Origin of the sequence: Cupriavidus sp. D39 (assembly GCF_026627925.1) — a bacterium.
Classification (GTDB): Bacteria; Pseudomonadota; Gammaproteobacteria; order Burkholderiales; family Burkholderiaceae; genus Cupriavidus; species Cupriavidus ulmosensis.
In genome coordinates, this window is sequence record NZ_JAPNLE010000007.1 from 37117 (window position 1) to 58363 (window position 21247).

The window sequence follows — 21247 nt, forward strand, 5'->3', positions numbered from 1 at the left end:
TGCTCAGCAAGTCCTGCGGGGGACCGCCGGAGGCTCTGCCGTAAAGGTAGCCGATTTGCGCGAAATGCACACGCTAATTGTGATGTGCTCATAATTTGGCGAGGAGGGAGCGGCTGGCGCCATCAGTCGGATAGCCGACGGCCCTTGTCAGGCTTTCCTGACAAGGAGGTTCTCTTTCCGGACGACACTCTCAGCCGCCCCTTCTTTCGAGAGGCCCCGCCATTCACCATACTCGGAAGCATGAACCACCCGGCCCGCCCCGAACCCCTGACCGTACTGCTGCTCGAGGACTCTACCCTGATCGGGGCGCGGCAGACAAGGATGCTGAGATCGATCAAAGAGCTGGAACTGCTCGCCTTGGCCCGGGATCCGCGCGCGGCCCTGCTGGCAGCACAGATCCTCCTGCCCGATGTCGTCATTCTCAGCCTGAACCGGAATGAAAAATCCTGGCTGAACGTGCTGCAGGACCTGAAGCGGATGCGTCGCCACGCAACAGTGGTAGTGCTGAGCAACTGCTCGGTGCCGCCGATGCGCAGTGCCTACCTGCAGGCCGGTGCGTCGCTCTTTTTCGACAAGACCACGGAGTTCGACGCGTTGCGCCGCGCCCTGCTCCGCCTGGCTGCGGACAAGAGCGCGGCGACGGGTACGGTCCAGGAGTTCACAACAGCATAGCCAGCGCGGGGCCTTTGTGCCTCGCTTGGTGCCGGCAGCGAGAGCGAACCACAACAGCGGCCAGCCGATCCGGCTGGGCGCAAGAGACAAAGGAAGCAACCATGTCAGAGTATCTGCAGCGGGCAACACCGGCAGCAATGCCTTTCGCCCCCTCGGTGCCGAAGTCCTTGAGCCTCTGTCCATGTACAGGGACACCGCCCCGCCTGCAAGTGTGCCCCGCAAGGCAAATTGCTCAAGCTGCGCAATGCGCGCCATCTGCATGGGTGGCAACCTGAACGACGCGGATCGCACCAGGCTGGATAGCGTGATCCATAACTGGCGCATGGTGCGGCGCGGCGAAGCGCTCTATCGTGCCGGCGACGCGTTCCAGAGCATCTATGCCCTGCGTTCCGGATCGTTCAAGACGGTGGTGTCCCACCAGAACGGATGCGAGCAGACGACCGGCTTCTTCGTCACCGGCGAGACGCTCGGGCTCGACGGCATCTGCACCGAGCGGCACGCCTGTGACGCCATCGCCCTGGAAGACAGCGCGGTATGCGTGATTCCCTTCCATCTGCTCGAAGCACTCTGCCGGGAAATGCGTTCGCTGCAACAGCATGTGCACCGGATGCTAAGTAGCGAAATCGTGCGCGAATCAGGCGTCATGCTCCTGCTCGCCAGCCTGTCCGCGGAGCAGCGCGTGGCGGCATTCCTGCTCAATATCTCGGCCCGCCAGCAGGCGCGCGGCTACTCCCGCCGCGAACTCACGCTGCGCATGACGCGCGAAGAGATCGGCAGCTACCTGGGCATGAAGCTCGAGACCGTCAGCCGCACCTTGTCGCGCTTCCAGCGTGACGGCCTCATCGATGTCAAGGGAAAACGCGTGACCCTGATGGATCTTGACGCGCTGGACCGGATCTAGGGTCCTGCAGTGGGGCTTGCATGGTGCGCTTGAGCAGCACCTGCATCGCCGCCAGCGAGCGGGTATTGGCGGCCATCTGCGCGGCGGCGGGCCTGCCGCGGCCCAAGACGTCGCATTCTCTCCCGCCGCCACCGCCGACGCAGCCATGGAAGTACTGGCCAGGGTCGCGCTGAGCGCGAGGGAGATGCGCCACTGCGTGGCCGTGCACGCGGTACTCACGGGCTGCGCCTACACGTAACAGCATGCAGTTGCCTCCGACATCGTCAATTGCGACACCATTGCCCATCCGACGAACGTGATTGCACTGACTGCGTCGCTGGCTGACGCGGTTGCTGCAATGGCGTCACGGTAAGTGCAAGCCCCGACCATTAGGGCCGGCTTGACGTGGGTCAGGAAACCCCGCGGTTCGGCTTGCGGCTGCAACGGTAGCGCATAGACTGGCAGAGCAGAGAGCCGCTGCGCGCGCTTGCCGCTTTGTGCTTTTCCTTGCCCTGTCTTTTCTTCGCTCCGGGGGTCGATGCCATGACCATCAAACAGATCTGTTTCCCCAAAGCCAGCCCCTCCTATTGCCCGGCCGATCTCTCTCTCGAATGTCCTGTCAGCGTGAACGGTACGCCGGCTAGCTACGCAATTACGGCCGAGGCACTGGAAGACCACTTTGGCGCGCGTTCGCACCGGCCGGAAGACCTGCTCCAGGCTTTTGAAGGACATCGCGAGGATATCGAAGGCGTGGCGCGGCAGTTGTTCGAAATGACTGAGGCCCACAATATCGTGCTGCACAGCGGCCATTTCCGTTTCGTGATCTAGCGCGCGCCAACGCCCGCAAGGCTGGATCATGACCGGCATTGTCACGATCACGCTGAATTCCCGCCGTGGATGTGGCGTTACTGTACATCGGGATTGCCAGCAAGACGCGCGAGAATTCTTCCGTTAGCGCGACATCCAGCGGGAGCGAGTTCCGGTTCATTTCAGCTTCGTGCTACCGGGTCCGACTGTCATCCAGGACGAATGGAAGCGTTGCCTCGGCCAGTGCGCGCGACACGCACTACCCCGAGCCCCCGACCACGATGAGCATCCGTAACCTAGAACATCTGTTCCATCCGCGCTCGGTCGCGGTGATCGGCGCTTCCGCAAGACCGCACAGTGTAGGGGCCACAGTGTTCGCCAACCTCCATGCCGACGGTTTTGCCGGCCCGGTGCACGCGGTGAACCCAAAGTACCGTGCACTGGATGGCCGGCCTTGCTACCGCTCCGTCGCCGCGCTGCCCGATACGCCTGAACTGGCGGTGATCTGCACGCCGCCCGACACGGTGCCGGGCCTGATCGCCGAACTGGGCGAACGCGGCACCCTGGCCGCCGTGGTCCTGACCGCGGGCATGGCGCGCCCGGCCGGCGCGAGCGGGCAAACGCGGCAGGATGCGATGCTCGGCGCCGCCAGGCCATATCGGCTGCGTATCCTCGGCCCCAACTGCGTGGGGCTGCTCGTACCAGGACTGGGGTTGAACGCCAGCTTTGCGCACGCGCCGCCCCTGCCCGGCAAGCTGGCCTTCGTCTCGCAGTCCGGCGCCCTGACCACGGCGGTGCTCGACTGGGCGAGATCGCGCCAGATCGGCTTTTCGCACTTCGTCTCGCTGGGGGACAGTGCCGACGTCGACCTGGCGGACATGCTCGACTATCTCGGCAGCGACCCGGGCACGCAGGCGATCCTGCTCTATGTGGAAGCGGTCAGGTCCGGCCGAAAATTCATGTCTGCCGCGCGCGCCGCTGCGCGGAACAAGCCAGTACTGATCATCAAGGCGGGCCGCGTTCCCGAAGGCGCGAAGGCGGCCACTTCGCATACCGGCGCGCTGGCCGGTGCCGACGATATCTATGACGCGGCGATACGCCGGGCCGGGATGCTGCGCGTGGATACCACCGAGGAAATGTTCGACGCGGTTGAAACGCTCGCGCGGGCACGGCCACTAGCAGGCGGTCGGCTGGCGATCATGACCAACGGCGGTGGCGCGGGCGTCATGGCGACCGATGCGCTGATTCTTGGCGGCGGCCGGCTGGCCAGGCTGGGAGACAACACGTTGAAGCAGTTGGACGCGGTACTGCCGCCAACCTGGTCGCACGCCAATCCCGTCGACATCGTCGGGGATGCTCCCATCGAGCGTTACGTCGACACCTTGAAGCGACTTGCGGCAGACCCCAGCAGCGATGCCATCCTAATGATCCACGCTCCCACCGCGATCGTGCCAAGCAGTGATATCGCCACTGCGCTGACCTGCGCCATCATGCCGGCCACGCCGTTGACGGCATCGCTCCCCATCTTCACGAGCTGGCTCGGCGGCGACTCGGTGGCCCGCGCCCGCGACATCTGCCGGCACGCGGGCCTTCCCACCTACGACACGCCGGAACAGGCCGTGCGCGGCTTCCTGCAGGTTGTGGCCTATCGCCACAACCAGGAACTCCTGATGGAGACGCCACCATCGGTTCCGGCAGGCCCCGAGCCCGACAGCGAGCGGGCGCGACAGTGCATCCGCAACGCGCTCGCCGCCGGCCGTTCGATGCTGACCGAGCCCGAAGCCCGCACGGTCCTGACAGCCTATGGCATCCCTTTGGTAGAGACCCGGACCGCTGCCGATATCGATACCGCCGTCGCCGCCGCCGAAGGCATCGGCTTTCCGGTTGTCGCCAAGATCCTGTCGCGGGACATTACGCACAAGTCCGATGTCGGCGGCGTGGCACTGGACCTGCAGTCTGCCACCCAGGTACGGCAGACCCTGGAGCACATGGAAGCCCGCATTCGCGGCGAACGGCCCGGGGCTCGCCTGGACGGCTTCACGGTACAGCGCATGATCAGCCGGCCGGGCGCTTTCGAATTGATCCTCGGCGCCGCCACCGATCCGGTGTTCGGCCCGGTGGTGCTGTTTGGCCACGGGGGCACCGCCGCCGAGCGTATCGCCGACCGCGCCATCGCCCTGCCGCCGCTGAACGTCAACCTGGCGAAGGATCTTGTCGGCCGCACGCGCGTTGCGAAGCTGCTTGCAGGCTATCGGGACCAGGCGCCGATCCGGCATGAGGCCCTGTACCAGGTCCTGATCCAACTGTCGCAACTGCTATGTGACCTGCCTGAAATCACCGAACTGGATATCAATCCGCTGCTGGCCGACAGCGCGGGCGTGCTGGCCCTGGACATGCGTATCAGCGTGGCCACGGCCACGCAGCCAGGCGCCGCCCGCCTTGCCATTCGCCCCTATCCCAAGGAACTGGAGGAGACTGTGACGTGGCACGGCGCACCGTTGCTGCTGCGCCCCGTGCATCCCGAAGACGAGCCCGCCTACCAGGCCTTCTTCGCCGCCATGACGCCGGAGGATATCCGCATGCGCTTTTTCTGCATGATCCGGCAACCGCCGCACAGCCAGCTCGCGCGCATGACCCAGATCGACTACGCCCGCGAAATGGCGTTCGTCGCGGTCGGTCCTGCGACCGGGGGCCGCCGCCCATCCTGGGCGAAGTACGGGCCGTGGCCGACCCCGACAACCTGCGCGCCGAGTTCGCCGTGGCGGTGCGCTCCGACTGCAAGCACCAGGGCATCGGCAGCTTGCTGCTGGGCAAAATGGTGGCCTACTGCCGCGCACATGGCACGCGGGAACTGGTCGGCACCACGCTGGCCACCAACACGGCGATGCTCAGGCTCGCCGAAAGCAGCGGTATCCAGGTTCTGCGCACTGGCCGGCCGGCCAGCGAGGGCGTTGAACTCCGACTCCCGCTGGCAGCGCCCAACCCAGACGATGTGCGGTGGTGAGTTCTATCGCATGCGTGCCGACATGACGCGCGTGTAGGTCGCGCACGGCGAAGTGGTCGCCATTGCCATCGAGGGCGACTGGCCCGATGCCTGGCGCGAACCGCATGGTCCGGGGCAAGGGCAGCGACGACGCGTAGCGCGGACCTCTGGCATCAGCCCCAGGAGATAACCATCAGGGCAGTGCACCAGGTCGCGGCGGCGGCCAGCACAAGCCCGCTGCCCACGCGACACGCGAAGGCGCGTCCACCTGCCGCGGCCACCACGATCTTGGTCATGGTGTTGGAGGAAAGTGCCGCCAGCACCGGCCAGACCGCAGCCTCGGGGGACAGTCGCCCGGCTGCTACTTGCGCCGCGACCGATACCGTCGCGGCGTGCGCGTCGGCAAATCCGCCGGCCACCGCAACGCCAAGCAGTAGCCCGGACCCGGCCCATGCCCGCGCGGCGGCGTTTGCGAGCAACAGCAGCGCCATTAGCAGCACGAAGCCCGCCGCCACCCGCCAGTCCATGGACCGGCCGGCCGGTTGCGTGCCGTTCTGCGCGGCCGGTTCGCGGGCCGAGCGCCACAGCCAGGCGCCCGCGTAGAGGAGCATGGTGGCCAGCCCAGCGGTGAGGGGCAGTGCCAGTTCCCGGAATGCAGCCGCACTGGTGGCGGCAAGCAGCAACAGCATCTGCACGAAGGTGGCCACGCTGGAGAGCGAGGCGGACGCCACTGCCGCCTCGTGCGTGCCAGGTGCCTTGCGCACCATCGCCGCCATCGAACCGATCGTCGCCACACTGGAAATGAAGCCGCCGAACAATCCGGTCAGCGGCAGGCCAGCCTGTTCGCCGAACAGGCGCGTGGCGATATGCCCGCCCGCCCCCAACAGCATGACCAGCACAGCCACCAGCCAGAGCGTGCGCGGGTTCCAAGCATCGAACGGCCCCATATACCGGTCTGGCAGCAAGGGCCAGATCACGAGGGCGGCGGCGGCGAGCGTCAGGGCATCGCTCACCTCCTGCCGGGTCAGCGCATTGCGCACCAGCCGGTGCAGGGTAGCCTTGCCGTGCAGCAGGATTACAAGGACCGTGGCGATGCCGGCGGCTAGCGCAGGCTGTGAGACGGCGAGCGCGCCGAGCAGTACCGTGCACAGCAGCGCAATCTCTGTGGTCAGCCCCGGGTCGCTGGCTGCGGTGTGGCGGTATCCCATGGCGGCCAGGGCGGCCACCGCCAGCAAGACCGCCGGCAGCAATCCGGCAATCGGCAGGAACGCGCCGAGCGCGCCGCACACGCTGGCAATGGCAAACGTGCGCAGGCCTGCGGAGGCCTCGGCGCCGTCCGGCGCCTGGCTGCGCTCCCGCTCAAGCCCGAACCCCAAACCGATAGCCAACGCGACGCAGAACACGACCACCGTTTGATTCATGCCGGGATTCCCTAGGCAACGAACAAGAGGTAAGAGCGCGAGAGCGAGTGCAATGCCAACGCCCGCCTTTCAGGCTGGACATGCAATCGGTGGGGGGATATGCCCATCGGCACGCCGCCGCGTGGGATAGCCAACACACGGGAATCGGTGTCAGCGTACTTGGAAAGCGCTTCGGCCAGCCGCGTGGCAGCTTCGTTCCTGACCTGGAAAGTCATAACATCTCCCGTTGCCAGTTGACGCTTGGCATTTTTCAGGCTCGCGGTGTTCAATCGCGGTGCCAATGAACATGCAGGGTCTCATCGGCGTCGGGATAGTCGACTTCCAGCTTGCCCCGATACGCATGGTGCACGGCAGAGCCGATATCGCGTGCCAGGTGAAAGCCCGTGGTCGTAATGCTGACACGATCCTCCTGGGTCTGCGTGGCCATGATGCGCTCCATCGGATGGCTCTCCCTCATCAGGGTTTCGCGGTGCCGCACCAGCGCTAGAATCTCTTCCTGGTGCGCTATCTGGAACGCCCCATCCAGCGTCACTTGCGCCGCGGGAACATGGTCGGCGACACGATGGCAGGCCGGGCACATCAGTGCCTTGGCGCCGGGCGGCACGGCCCGCCATTGCCAGCGTCCTTTCAGGAAGACCGCATGGCAAGTGGGACAGGATGCGACCGCAGGCGCCTGCACCGGCTGCTTGTAGGCATCGTGGTTGGGATCCTGGGGAAGCCGGTCCCAACGGGCCGGCCTGACTTGGCTGGAACGCTCACGTACTTTCATGTCAGACTCCTGAGATCGAATCCGGCGGCACCCACGCGGAGGACCTCCTGTATTGCGGACTCACCTGGCGGGTCCGACCACGGGAAAGCCTGGCCATGCTCATCGCATACCGGTCGGCGTCCGCAACATGTGCTCGTGCTTGCGCTGGCATGGCGTGCAGCGCTTGGCCGTGGGATACGCTTGCAGACGCGGATAGGGGATAGGCTCGCCGCAGTCCAGGCACACGCCGCAGCTCAGCTCGGCGATCCGCTCACGGGCCGCCGCTATGTCGGCCAGTTCCATACGGTAGTGTTCCGCCACGGCATCGTCCATGCGCTCTTCGGTGCCATGCCCGGCAAGATTCGCATCGTCGCTCGGTTCGCTTTCGGCGGACAGAGTGCGGGAAACGGCAGCAGCGTCCATCTGGCCGCGGATCCTCTGCTCTCTGCTGTCCAGCAAGGTGACCAGGCTGGACAACTGCTCTTTGGTCAAATCGGACATCGGGGGCTCCCGGGCATGTAAAGGTGGATCCTCTCAATGCGGCGATGAGATCGGGCAAGCGGCTTGCGCAAGGTCAAGTGTCGCGATCCGGATCTTGTCGCCCTCAGCCGCATTGCGGGCAACGCCGGGCTCGTTAGGTACGGTGGCGTCTGCCCTGGGCTTGGGCGGCCGGAACCAATCCGGTCCCGACGCGCAGCCGGCGCAGAGCATGGCGGCAAGGCAGGCTGCAAGGCCACGCGAACGCGTGGAGCCGCCACCCAGACCCTCTTCAGAATTCCTCATTCTCATCGCTACTCTCCCGTCGCAGGCGCATGGGCCGCCGGCAAGAAGTGCCCGCAGCGTCGCGCGCCGAACCTTCATTCCGCTTCAAGCTTCAATATAGGCGGGTGGCTGCCGGCCAACTTGATCCGCGTCAATCCAAATTCCGGCCACGTGCATAGCATGGGCATATGACCTGCCCGATCGGGGAGGCAGGCACCTGGAGAGCCCGGCATGGAACCGGCGGTACTCACGCAAGCGTTGATGCGCCCCACGGCCTACCCACATCCCGTGGGCAAAGTCAGCCTCATCGAGACGCACATCTCGCAAGTGTTCCTGGCCGGCGCCTTCGCCTACAAAGTGCGCAAGCCGGTGCGCTTGGATTTTGTCGACCTCTCCACGCTGGCTGCGCGCAAAGCGGATTGCGAAGCCGAACTGGAATTGAATCGCAGGATGGCGGCGGCGCTCTACCTCGGCCTGGTACCGATCGTGGCGGGCCCTGGTCAGCGGGATGTCCGGGTAGGAGGCACTGGCGAAGCGCTGGAGTATGCGGTGAAGATGCACCGCTTCCGCCAGCGAGACCTGTTCTGCGCCATGGCAGAGTCGGAGCGGTTGACCGCATCGCATATCGAGACGCTGGCTCAGGGGCTTGCCGCGATCCATCTGGCTGCACCCATAGCCGGGGCCGGCAGCGGGCACGGCACGCCGGAGCGGATCGCGGCGGTGGCGGAACAAGCCATCGCGCGCGTTGCCGAGCTCGCCTCGGCCACCGATGCAACGGCACACCTGGCGGCGCTGCTGCGCGAGCGCGCCGCTTCGCTGCACCCCGCCTTTGAAAAGCGGCGGGCGAGCGGGCATGTCAGGGAGTGCCATGGCGATTTGCATCTCGGTAATATCGCCTTGATCGACGGCGTGCCTACGCCTTTCGACTGCCTTGAATTCGATGCCGGGCTGCGCTGGATCGACACGATCAGCGATATCGCCTTTCTCTTCATGGACCTGTTGCACGCCGGCAGGCAAGACCTTGCCTATCGCCTGATCAATACCTACCTGGAGTGCAGCGGCGACTACGCCGGCCTGGCATTATTGCCGTTCTACACGGCCCTGCGCGCCGTGGTGCGCGCCCGCGTGCTGCTTGAGCGGGAGCACCAGCGCAACGTGGCGGGCACGAGCACCGCCGCGGAAATGGCAACGATGCAGATGCGCTGCGTCGATTTGCTTGCGCTGGCCAGCGTCACCCTGACGCGGCCTCCGGGCGCGATCACCATCATGCATGGCCTCTCGGGCAGCGGCAAGAGCACCGTTGCCCAGCAGCTCGCGCTAGCCGCAGCCATGGTGCGCGTGCGCGCGGACGTTGAGCGCAAACGTCTTCCACACAGGCACGTCGCTGCACAAGGCGATCTTTACACGGCTGAACACACCGCCCGCGTCTATGGGCGACTACTGGCAATCTGCCGGCTTGGCAGTGCCGCTGGCTTCCCCATGATCGCCGACGCGACCTTCCTTGCACGCGAGCAGCGGCTGCGGTTTGCGTCGCTGGCCGCGCGCCGGGGCGTGGCGTTCTCCATCGTTGACTGCAATGCCGACCTGGCTACCCTGCGCGAACGCATCGCGGCGCGCGCGCGCCAGGGCGGGGACCCCTCCGATGCTGACCTTCAGGTGCTGGAGTGGCAGCGGCGCGTGCAGGAGCCGCTGGGCAGCGATGAATGGCGCCATGTAGTGCGAATTGGCGACGCCAGATCAACCGGCTGATGCAGATCAAGCTGTGCCATCGATGCGGAACTAAGCTCGAATGACTCCGGCGGTGCGCGTCGCAGGCCGGTCCGCAAATCCCGAGCTCCAGGAAGAGGTAGGACATGAGCGAAGTAAAGAGGCTACAGTACCAGCCGATCACCGGCTTATTGCCACGCCCCGCAAGCGGCGAGGCTGACAAGCACATTGACCTGCCCGCACCCGATATGTCTGGGGGCCTGCCCTTGATGGGCGCGCTTTGGCAACGCCGGAGCACCCGGTCGTTCACAGAGGAAGCGTTAAGCACCCGGCAACTCGGCGATCTGCTGTGGGCCGCCGACGGGGTCAGCCGGGAGGGCGGCGGGCGCACCGCGCCCTCGCCTCATGGCTTGAACGAGATCGACATCTATGTGGCGCTGCCCCAAGGCCTGTATCGCTACGACACGGCCCATCACCGCCTTATCCTGAAACGTGCGATTGACGTGCGTAACCCGACTGGCTATCAGGATTTTGTCGGCCTCGCGCCGCTGGACTTGATCTTTGTCGCGAACTATAGCCGGATGACCGGGCTCGTGCCACAGCAGCGCGAGGTATTCGCGGCGGTCAGCGCGGGCGCGATTGCGCAGAATGTCTACCTGTATTGCGCCTCGGCGGGGCTGGGCACAGTAGCACGCGGATGGCTGAACCACCGGGCGCTCGCCGAAGCCATGTCGCTGAACGAGGACGAGGTGCCGTTGCTCGCGCAGACCGTGGGCTTTCCCGTCGACGCCGTGAAACCACAGTAGCGCAGTAGCCGGCCGGCCTGCAACCACAACTGAAGGATGTGCGGGCTTGGCCGGGTCCTCGGCGTGTGCCGGTTCAGGCTTCTCTAGGTGATAGCCATGCAGGCCGCTGCGCGGTGCCGGTACGTGCATTCGCCGCCTCTACCTGCTCTGCAAAAGCACGCAGCGCCTCCAGCGCTGCCCCGCTGGTCACATCGCTCTGGCGCAGCGCAATGACCGGTGACGGTGCCTCCGAGGCCAGGCGGGCGACTTCCTCTGCCGCATTGAACCCACCTTGCCGGGCCATCACGCAGATCACCGACGTCTTGCAGGTCAGTGGCAGGCTGTCACGCAGGAAGCTGCGCATAGGCGCGGCCAGGTGGCCAACCCAGATGGGCGCGACGATGACAATCTGCTGGCACTCGTCCAGTGAAGGGCCGGCGTAGCGGTAGCCTACATGCCGCTGCAACAGGACATCCAGTACGCAGCGGGCATCGCCCAGCAAGACCCGCGCGGCTGGCCTGGTCGCCGACTTCCGCGATCGGCCAGCCGGTATGCGCCGCCAGTTCTTCCGCGGCTTGGCGTGACGTGCCGGTACGTGAGTAATAAACGATCAGGATCTTTTCCATCGATGGCTCCTCAGCTCTCGATCCGCGTTATCCGCGTGCCGACCAGCGACAGGTTGATCATGATGCCGCTGTTGGTCAGCACGAAGCCCACAATGTCGCCTCGCACGGTATTGCTGTCTACGCTGGCACCGATGCCCAGGCTCAGGATCGATACCGATCCGTCCACACCCACGGTCCAGCCCTGGCTGGCGCGAAAGCGCTCAAGCGCCTGCTCTGTCAGGAACACCAGCACCACGGCCTTGGATCCCATGCCCGCCTGCACCCCGAGCGAGGCGCCGACCAGCCGGTAATAGGCCTTGTCTCCGCCGGCGCCACGCATCATGCCGTCACCCTGCTCCACGCCTGCCACCGCGCCGCCGGCCAGCACATCGGGAAAGACCAGCACACCGCTGGACTTGCCCACCAAGGCCCGCGCGCCGGGATTGCGTACGTACAGGCGCGCCAGTACGGCTTCGCAGCGTGTATCGAGCTCGTCGGCATCCAGCACGAGCTTGTCGGCGGCACCTGCCCACGTGGCCGCCGGCAGGCCTGCGGCGCAGCACAGCACGGCAGCCCCGGCGAGCGCTTGGCATACCAGGCGCCGCTGCATGGCGGCAGGCGGCAACGTGCGGGTCATGGCCCCACCATCATGCGGTCCACCATCTGGGCCACGCCGGGAGCGGACCACGCCGTCTCGCGGGCGGCGCGGATCTCGGCCCAGTTGCGCAGCGTGCCGGACAACGTGACCGTGCCGCCGGCGACGGCGATGCGCAGGCGTAATGCATCGGCGATCGCCTGGCGCGAAAGCGCAGTGGTAATACGCTGTGCGAGATCTGCCCGGACGACCGTCGGGCGCACGCTGATGCCGTTGGCAATGCTGGCCGCGCCGCGCACCTGCCGCACCGTGTCGGCGGCGGCCGCGCGCTGGTAACCGTGGTCCACCTCGCCCGTCAGCGTCACCGCGCCCTGTTCCACCATCACCTTGACGGTGTCGGGGAGTATGGCGGCGTTCCACATCAGCGCGTTTTCGATCCCGAGCGCGATATCGGCATCCGGCCGCTGCCCCTCGGGCGACAGGCGCACGTCGAGTTCGACCACCACCGCGCCGACGCCGGAAACACGCCGCACCGCTTCTTCCACTGCGTGCTTGGCGGCAAAGCTGTCAAGCTGGCCATTCAAGGTCACCACGCCATCGTTGACCTGGACACCGATGCCCTCCACGCGGATTTCGGGATCCCACTCCAACTCCTCGCAGACGTCCTGCTTGAGTTGCGCATCGCTCTTCATCCTGTTCTCCGGTGCGCTTGTATATCGTCGCGGCGCCGTGCCGGCAGTTAATGTGACATCAGTACCGGCACCGTCATGGTGTCCAGCAAAGTCGCGGTGACACCGCCCAGTACCAGCTCGCGCAGGCGGCCGCGCCCGTAGGCGCCCATCACCACCAGATCGGCGCCGAAATCCGCCGCGCGCGAGAGCAAGGTCTCGCCGATGGCGATGTCCGATCCTTCCTGGCAGTGTTCGATGTCTGCGTGGACACCATGGCTTGCCAGCGCAGCAACGGCATGGCTCGGTGGGCTCGCATCGGGCCGCGCGCCCGCGCCTTGCGCGCAAAGCACCTTGGCCTGGCCACCGGCGATCAGGGGCATGGCGTCATGCAAGGCACGCGCGGCCTCGCGTCCGCCGTTCCACGCCACCATGGCACGTGCGCCGGGCACGGCGAACTGGCCGGCGAATGGAATGACAAGGACCGGCCTGCCACCGTCGAGGATGATGGATTCCAGGAACTGGGTCGCGACAAAGCTGTCAGGGTCGGCGGGATCGTATTGCCCGGCAACGACAAGGTCGGCCTCGCGCACTTCGCGCAGTGCCATCGTCAATGGATCGCCCTCCACCGCTCGCCACTCGGTTTCCACCCCCAGGTCCTGCGTTGCGGCCGCGAAGCGGCGGCGCACTTCCTCGCGTGCATCGCTGCGCCGCTGGCGGTCCTCGTCGATATAGGTCGCGGCACCCTCCATCAAGTAAAACCAGGCCGCATCCGGCATAAAGCCGGCAAACAGCCCGATCAGCCGCGCATGGCGGGCCACGGCGAGCCGGGCAGCGATTTCAAGCCGGTCCAGCGCGCGTGGACTGGTGTCCAGGTGGACCATGATGCTGGCGTAATCCATGACATTCCTGTGCGGTTGGGAGGCCTGTATCCAGTCTAGGAAACGCCAGGATACGGCTATTGACTCAGGTCAAGCCGATGACCCCCGCTTACTTCGGCTTACGCCGACTTTGCGCCGGCGCTCCCTTCTGCCAACGGCGCGTGCACTAGCAATACCGGCTGGCGGCATTGCCGGACCAGTCCCTCCGCCACGCTGCCCATCAGCAGGCGCCGCACGCCGCGGCGCCCATGCGTACCCAGCACGAGCAACTCGGCGCCCGTCTGTTGCGCCACCTGCTCGATCGCGTTGGCGACGTCGCCCAGCGCCAGCGGTTCGTCCACCATCAGCGCGTTGCATGCCACCTTCTGCGCCGCAGCCTTGGCCTTGGCTTCGTCGAGCAGGATCTGACCGCCCTCAAGCAGGCTCGCGCGCAGGTCGGTCAGGTCGACGTAGCCCACCTCGTACCTGAGATAGCTGTTATCGATCACATGCACCACCGTCAGCTCGGAGCCTAGCGCAGTCGCCAGGCGAAGCGCCTCCTCCAGTGCCCGATTGGCGGATTCGCTGCCGTCCACGGCAACCAGTATCTTGCTGTACATCATGCACCTCCTGCATCAGGGAAATCTGCGGATGGCCGGCACGGACACGCCTGCGCGCCGCCCTTGGATGCATCTAGTGTGTATGCCCGGACGCGCTCGGTGTTGACGCGGATCATGGCATCCGCAACTTTATGGGGCGCCCGCCTGGCGCACGCCATTGACGCGAATCAAGCGGCGGCGGCGGGCGTCGCCTAGCATGAATGCTGGGCGCCTCTGGGGGCGTTCGCGGAGGATGGCAACATGCAAGATACGATGCGCGCGATGATCTTCGACGGCACCGGGCCGGCCCTGCGCCTGGCGCGCGTCCCCGTGCCGGTTCCCGGCCCCGGCGAAGTGCGTATCGCTGTGAGCACCTGCGGCGTCTGCCGCACTGACCTGCACATTCTCGACGGCGAACTCGCGCACCCTAAGGCGGCGCTGATTCCTGGACACGAAATCGTCGGCAGGGTCGAGTCCTGTGGCGCAAGCGTGACGGGCCTTGCCCCGGGCGACCGGGTAGGCGTGCCCTGGCTCGGGCAGACCTGCGGGCACTGCGGCTATTGCGCGGCGCATCGCGAGAACCTGTGCGATGCGCCGCAGTTCACCGGCTATACGCGCGACGGCGGCTACGCCGAGTACGTGGTGGCCGACAGCCGCTATTGCTTCCCCATCCCGGAGCACTACAACGACGAGCATGCGGCGCCCTTGCTGTGCGCGGGCCTGATTGGCTACCGCACGCTGTGCATGGCGGGGGACGCCCGTGACGTCCGGTCTATCGGCATCTACGGCTTTGGCGCGGCTGCCCACCTGGTGGCGCAGATCGCAGTAGCCCAGCAGCGCAAGATCTTCGCCTTCACACGCCCCGGCGACGCCGCTGCCTGCCAGCTCGCCCGCGACACCGGAGCCTGCTGGACCGGTCCGAGCGACCAGCCCGCGCCGCAGCCGCTCGATGCCGCGCTGATCTTCGCGCCGGTGGGTGCGCTGGTGCCGATGGCGCTGCAAGCCGTCGCCAAGGGCGGCACGGTGGTTTGCGGTGGTATCCACATGAGCGATATTCCGGCCTTCCCCTATCGCCTGCTATGGGAGGAGCGGTCGATCGTGTCGGTGGCCAACCTCACGCGCAACGACGGGCTGGAACTGATGCGAATCGCCCGGGCCACGCCGCTGCGCACCACCACGACGGTCTATCCGCTGGAGCAGGCCAATGCCGCACTAGCCGACCTGCGCGCGGGCCGCCTGGCCGGCGCGGCGGTACTGCGCATCGCCTAGCCTGCCTGCTGCCGGTGCTTGATGCAAGTCAATACGTCATCTGGCCCGCCCCCTATGCTGCAGATGACGGTGGCGCCCATGCGCGCGCGCCTACTTATATCCAGCCAGGAGGACGAACCATGTATCAGCGAATACTGCTCGCGGTGGACGGCAGTCACTCTTCCGACCTCGCCCTGAGCCAGGCCATCACCGTCGCCAAGGCCACCGGCAGCGAGGTCAAGGTGCTCTTCGTGGCGGACGACAGCGATGTCTTCTTCTCTGCTGGCAGCTACGATGCCAACAAGCTCATGGAGAGCATCCTGGCCGTGGGGCGCGATGCGCTGGCAGCCGCCGCCAAGCGCCTGTCGGAAGCGGGTATCCAGCATACGACGAAGATTCTCGAAAGGCCCGTTTCCCCCGGGCAGATATCCACCACCATCGCGGAAGAAGCCGATCGCTGGAGTGCGGATCTCATCGTGATTGGCACGCACGGCCGCCGCGGCTTCCGGCGCCTGATCATGGGCAGCGTTTCCGAAGGCGTGGTGCACAAGAGCAACAAGCCTGTGCTGATGGTCCGCAGCGAGATCCCGGAATGAGCGTAGAACGCGCACGACAGGCGTCGTGCTGGCGGCGCGCGGCTTGATGCGAGGCGTCTCGCTGATCCGCCGCGCCGGCACGCCCAGAATTGTGGCAGGCTTGCTGGCCGCATGGGCCTTGAGTTGGCAAGCGGGAGCGCTGGCCGAGGACGCCGCGCTCTGGTTTTCGCAGGAGCGCCCCACTGCCGACGCGCGGCAGGCCGCGGATATCCTGGTCGCCGCCGCGGCCGACGGGCTGGAACCCCGCGACTATGACGCCGACGGCCTGCATCGTGCGCTTGGCCAGGCCGCACAAGGGCCGCCACTGGCGCCGGAAGCCGTGGCGCGGCTTGACGGCGATCTGACCGCGGCAATGCTGCGCTATCTGTCCGACCTGCACGGCGGCCGCGTCGAGCCGCGTCAGATCCACGAGAATTTTGCCGCCGCACCGGATGGGCAGTTCGATCCTTCGGCCTACCTGCACGCAGCCGTCGCCAGGCACAACCTGCCCAAGGCCGTCCAGCAGGCCGCGCCGTCGTTTCCGCTGTATGGCACCCTGCGCGAGGCGCTCGCCCGTTACCGGGCGCTGGCAGGTGATCCGGCCTGGCAGGCACCGCTGCCGCCGCTACCGGGCAAGAAGCTGGCGCGCGGCCAGGCCTACGCTGGCGTGCCGGTGCTGACGCAGCGGCTGATCGCGCTGGGCGACCTGCCCACGGGCACGCCCGTCCCGGAGCGCTATGAAGGCGCGCTGGTGGAAGGTGTCAAGGCATTCCAGGCCCGCCACGGGCTGGAGGCCGACGGCGCTATCGGCGCCGGCACACTAGCGCAGTTGAATGCCTCGCCCACCAGCCGCGTACGACAAATCGAACTGACCCTGGAGCGCCTTCGCTGGACGCCCCTGCTGGAGGGCCCGCGCATGATCGTGGTCAACGTGCCGGAGTTCGTGCTGCGCGCCTATGAAGTCCACGACGGCAACGTCCAGGTCAAGGTGGAGATGAAAGTCATCGTCGGCAAGGCGCTCGACACGCGGACACCGCTCTTCAAGGAGGACATGCGTTTCATCGAGTTCAGTCCGTACTGGAACGTGCCACCCTCTATTGCGCACGCGGAGACCGTGCCCAGGCTGCGGCGCGACCCCGGTTATTTCGAGCGGCAGGGCTTCGAATTCGTCGGTGCCGACGGCAAGGCGGTGACCACGCTGTCGGCGGCCAGCCTCGACGCCGTCCAACGCGGGCAAATGCGCATCCGGCAGCGCCCAGGGCCGATGAATGCGCTTGGGGACATCAAGTTCATCTTCCCCAACAACGACAATATCTACCTGCATCACACGCCCGCACCCGGGCTGTTCACGCGGGACCGGCGCGACCTGAGCCACGGCTGCATCCGGGTCGAAGATCCGGTGGCTCTGGCCAGCTTTGTGCTGCAGGACACGCCCGGCTGGACCGAAGCGCGCATTCGCGAGGCCATGGGCAAAGGGCAGTCCAGCACGCTGCGGTTGCAGCAGCCGCTGCCGGTGGTGCTCGCGTACGGCACGGTCATCGTCAAGGCCGACGGGCGCGTGTATTTTTCTCCGATATCTATGGGCTCGACCGGGTGCTGGACGAGGCGCTGCGGCAACGCTCCGCCAGCCGGCGGACTTTCGCCTGGACGAAAACGCGCGCAAGATTGAGTCGTTGAGCCAACCGAGAGCGCGTCCGATGACCAAACCGTCCAGCGACCCTCGTCGCCTGTTTCTGTGCAACACTGGAAAGCTGGCCCTGGCCGGCGCGCTGCTGCCGCTGTCGGCCCGCCCTGCCTTTGCGGCCCTGGCAACGTTGCCGGAAGCCCGCAGCCTCGCCTTCGACCATACCCACACCGGCGAGCGCATTGCCATCGTCTACGCCGTGGGCGAGCAGTTCGTGCCCGAGGCGCTGGCCGCGCTCAACCGGTTCCTGCGCGATCACTACTCCGGCGAAGTCGGGATGATCGACCCGCAACTGTTCGCGCTGCTTTACCGCTTGAAGCAAACGCTGTCCTGCGAGTCACCCTTCCAGGTCATCTCCGGCTATCGCAGCCCGGCCACCAACGCGCACCTACGCAAGACGCGCGGCGGCGGTGTGGCCAGCCACAGCCTGCATATGGATGGCAAGGCCATCGATATCCGCCTGCCGGGCGTGTCGCTGGTGGACCTGCGCGATGCCGCCCTGTCGCTGCGCGGCGGCGGTGTGGGCTTCTATCCGCAAGAGCAGTTCGTGCATGCGGATACGGGACGCGTGCGGAATTGGTAAGTGGCAAGGTTCTGTCGCGTTCGCTTGCGCGCGCTCGGCCCGCCGCAGAGCGGCTTCCAATTTGGTCAGCAGGCGCCCCCGCTCTGCCTGCCCCTGCATGCGTGCCTGCTCCGCTGCTCTCCACTGCCGGCTGAAGGTCGCGCCGGGCTTCAGCCTCGCTCACCTGCAGCCGCGCCGCGGCTCGCCAGATCGACTGCACCGCATCCGCAGCTCACGCTTCCTGCGGTGCCCTAACAAGCATGACAGGCATCTTGCACTGGCGTACAAGCGCTTCGGCCACACTGCCCATCAGCAGCCGGGTCACCCCGCGACGTCCATGGGTGCCGATCACGACGAGTTGAGCGTGGCTACCTTCCACGACTTGCCGGATCTGGTTGGCAACGTCACCGAGCGCCACGATGTCGTCGAACAGGACGACATGGCAGTGCAGGTTCTTGGCTTCGGCCTTCGCCTGTGCCACCGTCAGCAGTTCCTGCCCCCTCCTGACCAGGCCTGCCCGCACCTCTGCCAATTCATATCCGCTGTCAATGACGTGAACAATCTCCAGCTCCGCGCCGCAGGCACCGGCAAGATCGATCGCCTCTTCCAGGGCCTGATCGCTGCAGTGGCTGCCGTCGATCGCCACCGAGATTTTCTTGTACATGCGCCATCTCCTTCAGGATTGCTGCATTGTGTTCAGCCTGCGGCTAAGCGCCACGCCCCCCGAGGCCGCATCGCCCCATCTGCTGGCCAATCAGTCCGACAACAGCACTGGTATGGTCATCGACTCCAGTAGCGGGCGCGTTACGCCGCCCAACACAAGTTCGCGCATCCGCCGGCGCCCGTAGGCACCCATTACATTACGATCTGGTCTGCGGCCCGGGTGAACTACCTCTGGCCGACATGATCGCCGCTTACTGTCGCAGACTCAAGGAGATACGCCTCGACACCAGGGCGCGCTTCCTGCGACTGGATGGTGTAATAGCCACATTCCGTGAGGGGCAGGCGCCGCGGCGAATCTGGTTTTCCGCATTCATCCTAGGTTGCGCGGATAACAGGTATCTTGATTTCCCTCAACAACAGGTTAGTCGCTCGCACATAGGGTCTTCCAGACGACATGCCAATTGCAGTCAGGTTCGCTGAACCACATGCTTGGGCGCCTCGGGGCGAGGCATAAAATGATTACAGGGTGACCGCGTGGAGGAGGTTTGACATGCTGACCTCGGAGAAAATTGCGCTCAACGTTTCGAACGCACCATCACAGTGGGACGTGCGCACGGAGATGTGCGAGCACAAGGGTGTTGGTCATCCGGACAGCATTTGCGACGGGGCGGTCGAGGCTGGCGCCCGCGCCCTATGCCGGGCTTACCTCGAAGCGTACGGGGCAATCCAGCATTTCAATCTGGATAAGGCGCTACTGATCGGCGGCATAAGTGCGCCGAAATTCGGTGGCGGCGAACTGCTGCGTCCAATGCGATTGATAGTCTCCGGCCCGGTTACCGAACTGCCGTCGGCCAAGGCTGAGGCAGTCGTTGGACAGGCCATTCGCGAGTACTTGACAGCGAGCCTTGGCGAGATTGGCAATCAGATTAGCCTCGAGCCCATTCTGCGCCCCTCGGCGCCGAATCTCCGCCGGGTGACCGGCTCCTCCGTCCCACTGGCCAATGACACATCTTTTGGTGTCGGCTATGCACCCCACTCCAGCCTTGAAAGCTCGGTGCTGTCTGTCGCACACCTTCTCGACTCAAGTGGATTCAGGGACTCTTTCAAGGCGGCAGGCCACGACTACAAGGTCATGGGTAGTCGACTGGATGCGCATCACCGCCTCACCGTTGCCCTCGCGTTTGTCGACCAATATGTGCACGCCGTTGAGGAATACTTCGCGCTGAAGGATGAAGTCACGTCGCTTCTTGCCAGGCACATCCGCCCTTTGTGTGAGATTGAAGTCAATACCCTGGACGACCTCAGTGTCCGTGACGAAAGCGGAATCTATCTGACCGTGACGGGCCTGAGCGCGGAGCACGGTGACGACGGTGAAGTTGGTCGTGGGAACCGGGTCAATGGCCTGATTACACCCTATCGGCCAATGTCGCTTGAGGCTGCAGCGGGGAAGAACCCGGCTTCGCATGTCGGCAAGCTCTACAACGTGTTAGCCCATCGGCTGGCAGCATATATTGAGGCCAACGTGGATGGCGTGGATGTTGTCATCGTCCGACTTCTGTCATCGATTGGTCGCCCAATCGACCAGCCGCAATTGGTCGCCATCGATGTGGCAGCGGCAGATGGGCTCTCGGCCGCGCGCCAACAGCAAATCCGTTACCTCGTCGGGCAGCAACTGGCGGCGCTTCCCGCCCTGGTAAAGGAACTGGTCAGCGGGACGGTCGCGGTGTTCTGATTCCGCAATTGCTGGCCAAGTCTGCCCGCTCGGGGTGGCGGAAGTACCGGGCGGGCCACTTCAGCGTCTGCTACCTGTTCATGCACTGTTCTGCACTCTCCTCCCCTCACCCGCGACACTAGATCGCCGCGGCCGCGGCATTCCTTGATTGGCGTCAAGAGCAGAATCAGGTGGGAGCCGATACTCAAAATGCAAATGATGCATTTCCGATTGCTACTCGCCAAAGGTGAAGGGTGGACCGGCTCCCCCTTAGGAGTAAAGACAGGGGCACCGACGCGCAGACAGCCCAAGCGACCGCCGGTGGCACAGCGGCGCGCAAGCAAACTTTGCAAAGAGGGTCCATCAATGAACTCGCTTACACAGAATCCGGCATGGCTCCTGATTGCTGCGGCATTGGCGTTATTGATATGGCGCCTCTTCATGGCTCGCCGGAACAGCGAGCACAGGGACGCCTCGCACACAATCCAGGAGTACGGACAGGTTGAACACGACCCCGTCACCGGTAACAAGGTCGATGCCGCCCACGCCATCACGGCAAACTTCGAAGGGAAGACTTTCTTTTTCGAATCCGAAACTTCGAGGACGGTTTTCCAGCAGGACCCCGAACAATACGTCCGCAGGCACCACCGTGACCACGGCTGCTGTTAGCTGGAACCCAACAGTGCTAACTCCATCGGAGGCCATTCCCCCA

At 65.5% G+C, this 21247-nt stretch carries 21 protein-coding genes and 4 pseudogenes; 13 read left to right on the top strand and 12 right to left on the bottom strand.

The window, feature by feature from the left end; genetic code table 11:
* The first annotated feature begins 240 nt into the window (after positions 1 to 240).
* The 6 genes and pseudogenes from OMK73_RS07055 (at position 241) to OMK73_RS38180 (ending at position 5363) form a co-directional block, all read left to right on the top strand.
* The gene (locus tag OMK73_RS07055; protein ID WP_267601411.1) at positions 241 to 672 is read left to right on the top strand and encodes a response regulator; all 432 of its coding nucleotides are present in this window, start codon (positions 241 to 243) and stop codon (positions 670 to 672) included.
* A 181-nt stretch (positions 673 to 853) separates the two neighbouring features.
* The gene (fnr, locus tag OMK73_RS07060) at positions 854 to 1573 is read left to right on the top strand and encodes a fumarate/nitrate reduction transcriptional regulator Fnr (protein WP_267601412.1); all 720 of its coding nucleotides are present in this window, start codon (positions 854 to 856) and stop codon (positions 1571 to 1573) included.
* Positions 1574 to 1589: 16 nt separating this feature from the next.
* Positions 1590 to 1811 (top strand): hypothetical protein, encoded by a 222-nt coding sequence (locus OMK73_RS07065; RefSeq protein WP_267601413.1) that lies wholly within the window; start codon positions 1590 to 1592, stop codon positions 1809 to 1811.
* Positions 1812 to 2095: 284 nt separating this feature from the next.
* Positions 2096 to 2380, top strand: coding sequence for a DUF1488 domain-containing protein (locus OMK73_RS07070; RefSeq protein ID WP_267601414.1), 285 nt, complete (start codon positions 2096 to 2098; stop codon positions 2378 to 2380).
* A gap of 260 nt (positions 2381 to 2640) precedes the next feature.
* A pseudogene (locus tag OMK73_RS07075) lies at positions 2641 to 4707 on the top strand (acetate--CoA ligase family protein); the annotation flags it as partial.
* Positions 4708 to 5117: 410 nt separating this feature from the next.
* Complete coding sequence (locus OMK73_RS38180) at positions 5118 to 5363, top strand: GNAT family N-acetyltransferase (RefSeq protein WP_324291710.1); 246 nt, start codon at positions 5118 to 5120, stop codon at positions 5361 to 5363.
* Between the two features lie 152 nt (positions 5364 to 5515).
* Here the strand turns inward: OMK73_RS38180 and OMK73_RS07080 are convergent, their stop codons facing one another.
* The 4 genes from OMK73_RS07080 to OMK73_RS07095 form a co-directional block, all read right to left on the bottom strand.
* On the bottom strand, positions 5516 to 6763 hold the full coding sequence (locus OMK73_RS07080) for an MgtC/SapB family protein (protein ID WP_267601415.1): 1248 nt from the start codon (positions 6761 to 6763) through the stop codon (positions 5516 to 5518).
* 11 nt (positions 6764 to 6774) lie between these two features.
* Positions 6775 to 7032: a hypothetical protein gene (locus OMK73_RS07085; protein ID WP_267601416.1), complete on the bottom strand. Its 258-nt coding sequence runs from the start codon at positions 7030 to 7032 to the stop codon at positions 6775 to 6777.
* Positions 7029 to 7532, bottom strand: a complete 504-nt coding sequence (locus tag OMK73_RS07090) for a BCAM0308 family protein (protein WP_267601417.1) — start codon at positions 7530 to 7532, stop codon at positions 7029 to 7031. The genes OMK73_RS07085 and OMK73_RS07090 overlap by 4 nt, the downstream gene beginning before the upstream one ends.
* A 99-nt stretch (positions 7533 to 7631) precedes the next feature.
* The gene (locus OMK73_RS07095; RefSeq protein ID WP_267601418.1) at positions 7632 to 8012 is read right to left on the bottom strand and encodes a TraR/DksA family transcriptional regulator; all 381 of its coding nucleotides are present in this window, start codon (positions 8010 to 8012) and stop codon (positions 7632 to 7634) included.
* Positions 8013 to 8504: 492 nt separating this feature from the next.
* Here OMK73_RS07095 and OMK73_RS07100 point away from each other — a divergent pair, with 492 nt between their 5' ends.
* Entirely contained in the window at positions 8505 to 10022 is a 1518-nt protein-coding gene (locus tag OMK73_RS07100; RefSeq protein WP_267601419.1) for an AAA family ATPase, read from the top strand.
* A 104-nt stretch (positions 10023 to 10126) separates the two neighbouring features.
* On the top strand, positions 10127 to 10786 hold the full coding sequence (locus tag OMK73_RS07105) for a SagB/ThcOx family dehydrogenase (RefSeq protein ID WP_267601420.1): 660 nt from the start codon (positions 10127 to 10129) through the stop codon (positions 10784 to 10786).
* A gap of 73 nt (positions 10787 to 10859) precedes the next feature.
* Here OMK73_RS07105 and OMK73_RS07110 read toward each other — a convergent pair.
* The 5 genes and pseudogenes from OMK73_RS07110 to OMK73_RS07130 form a co-directional block, all read right to left on the bottom strand.
* Positions 10860 to 11391, bottom strand: a pseudogene (locus tag OMK73_RS07110) (flavodoxin family protein).
* Positions 11392 to 11401: 10 nt separating this feature from the next.
* The gene (locus OMK73_RS07115; protein WP_267601421.1) at positions 11402 to 12007 is read right to left on the bottom strand and encodes a YSC84-related protein; all 606 of its coding nucleotides are present in this window, start codon (positions 12005 to 12007) and stop codon (positions 11402 to 11404) included.
* Positions 12004 to 12657, bottom strand: coding sequence for a BON domain-containing protein (locus OMK73_RS07120; protein WP_267601422.1), 654 nt, complete (start codon positions 12655 to 12657; stop codon positions 12004 to 12006). The genes OMK73_RS07115 and OMK73_RS07120 overlap by 4 nt, the downstream gene beginning before the upstream one ends.
* Positions 12658 to 12704: 47 nt before the next feature.
* Positions 12705 to 13535 carry a universal stress protein gene (locus OMK73_RS07125; protein ID WP_267601423.1) on the bottom strand — a complete coding sequence of 277 codons (831 nt, stop codon included), beginning with the start codon at positions 13533 to 13535 and terminating at the stop codon, positions 12705 to 12707.
* A 98-nt stretch (positions 13536 to 13633) separates the two neighbouring features.
* The gene (locus OMK73_RS07130) at positions 13634 to 14113 is read right to left on the bottom strand and encodes a universal stress protein (RefSeq protein WP_267601424.1); all 480 of its coding nucleotides are present in this window, start codon (positions 14111 to 14113) and stop codon (positions 13634 to 13636) included.
* 240 nt (positions 14114 to 14353) lie between these two features.
* Here OMK73_RS07130 and OMK73_RS07135 point away from each other — a divergent pair, with 240 nt between their 5' ends.
* The 4 genes and pseudogenes from OMK73_RS07135 (at position 14354) to OMK73_RS07150 (ending at position 18182) form a co-directional block, all read left to right on the top strand.
* Positions 14354 to 15361, top strand: a complete 1008-nt coding sequence (locus tag OMK73_RS07135; RefSeq protein WP_267601425.1) for a zinc-dependent alcohol dehydrogenase family protein — start codon at positions 14354 to 14356, stop codon at positions 15359 to 15361.
* A 119-nt stretch (positions 15362 to 15480) separates the two neighbouring features.
* Complete coding sequence (locus OMK73_RS07140; RefSeq protein WP_267601426.1) at positions 15481 to 15936, top strand: universal stress protein; 456 nt, start codon at positions 15481 to 15483, stop codon at positions 15934 to 15936.
* 46 nt (positions 15937 to 15982) lie between these two features.
* Positions 15983 to 17592: pseudogene (locus tag OMK73_RS07145) on the top strand (L,D-transpeptidase family protein).
* A 20-nt stretch (positions 17593 to 17612) separates the two neighbouring features.
* On the top strand, positions 17613 to 18182 hold the full coding sequence (locus OMK73_RS07150) for a DUF882 domain-containing protein (protein WP_267601427.1): 570 nt from the start codon (positions 17613 to 17615) through the stop codon (positions 18180 to 18182).
* Between the two features lie 211 nt (positions 18183 to 18393).
* Here OMK73_RS07150 and OMK73_RS07155 read toward each other — a convergent pair whose 3' ends face one another.
* Positions 18394 to 18825, bottom strand: a complete 432-nt coding sequence (locus OMK73_RS07155; RefSeq protein WP_267601428.1) for a universal stress protein — start codon at positions 18823 to 18825, stop codon at positions 18394 to 18396.
* Between the two features lie 90 nt (positions 18826 to 18915).
* Positions 18916 to 19029 (bottom strand): annotated as a pseudogene (locus tag OMK73_RS07160) (universal stress protein); the annotation flags it as partial.
* 345 nt (positions 19030 to 19374) lie between these two features.
* Here OMK73_RS07160 and OMK73_RS07165 point away from each other — a divergent pair.
* Positions 19375 to 20556, top strand: coding sequence for a methionine adenosyltransferase (locus OMK73_RS07165; RefSeq protein ID WP_267601429.1), 1182 nt, complete (start codon positions 19375 to 19377; stop codon positions 20554 to 20556).
* Between the two features lie 399 nt (positions 20557 to 20955).
* Here OMK73_RS07165 and OMK73_RS07170 read toward each other — a convergent pair whose 3' ends face one another.
* The gene (locus OMK73_RS07170) at positions 20956 to 21192 is read right to left on the bottom strand and encodes a hypothetical protein (protein WP_267601430.1); all 237 of its coding nucleotides are present in this window, start codon (positions 21190 to 21192) and stop codon (positions 20956 to 20958) included.
* Positions 21193 to 21247: the final 55 nt, after the last annotated feature.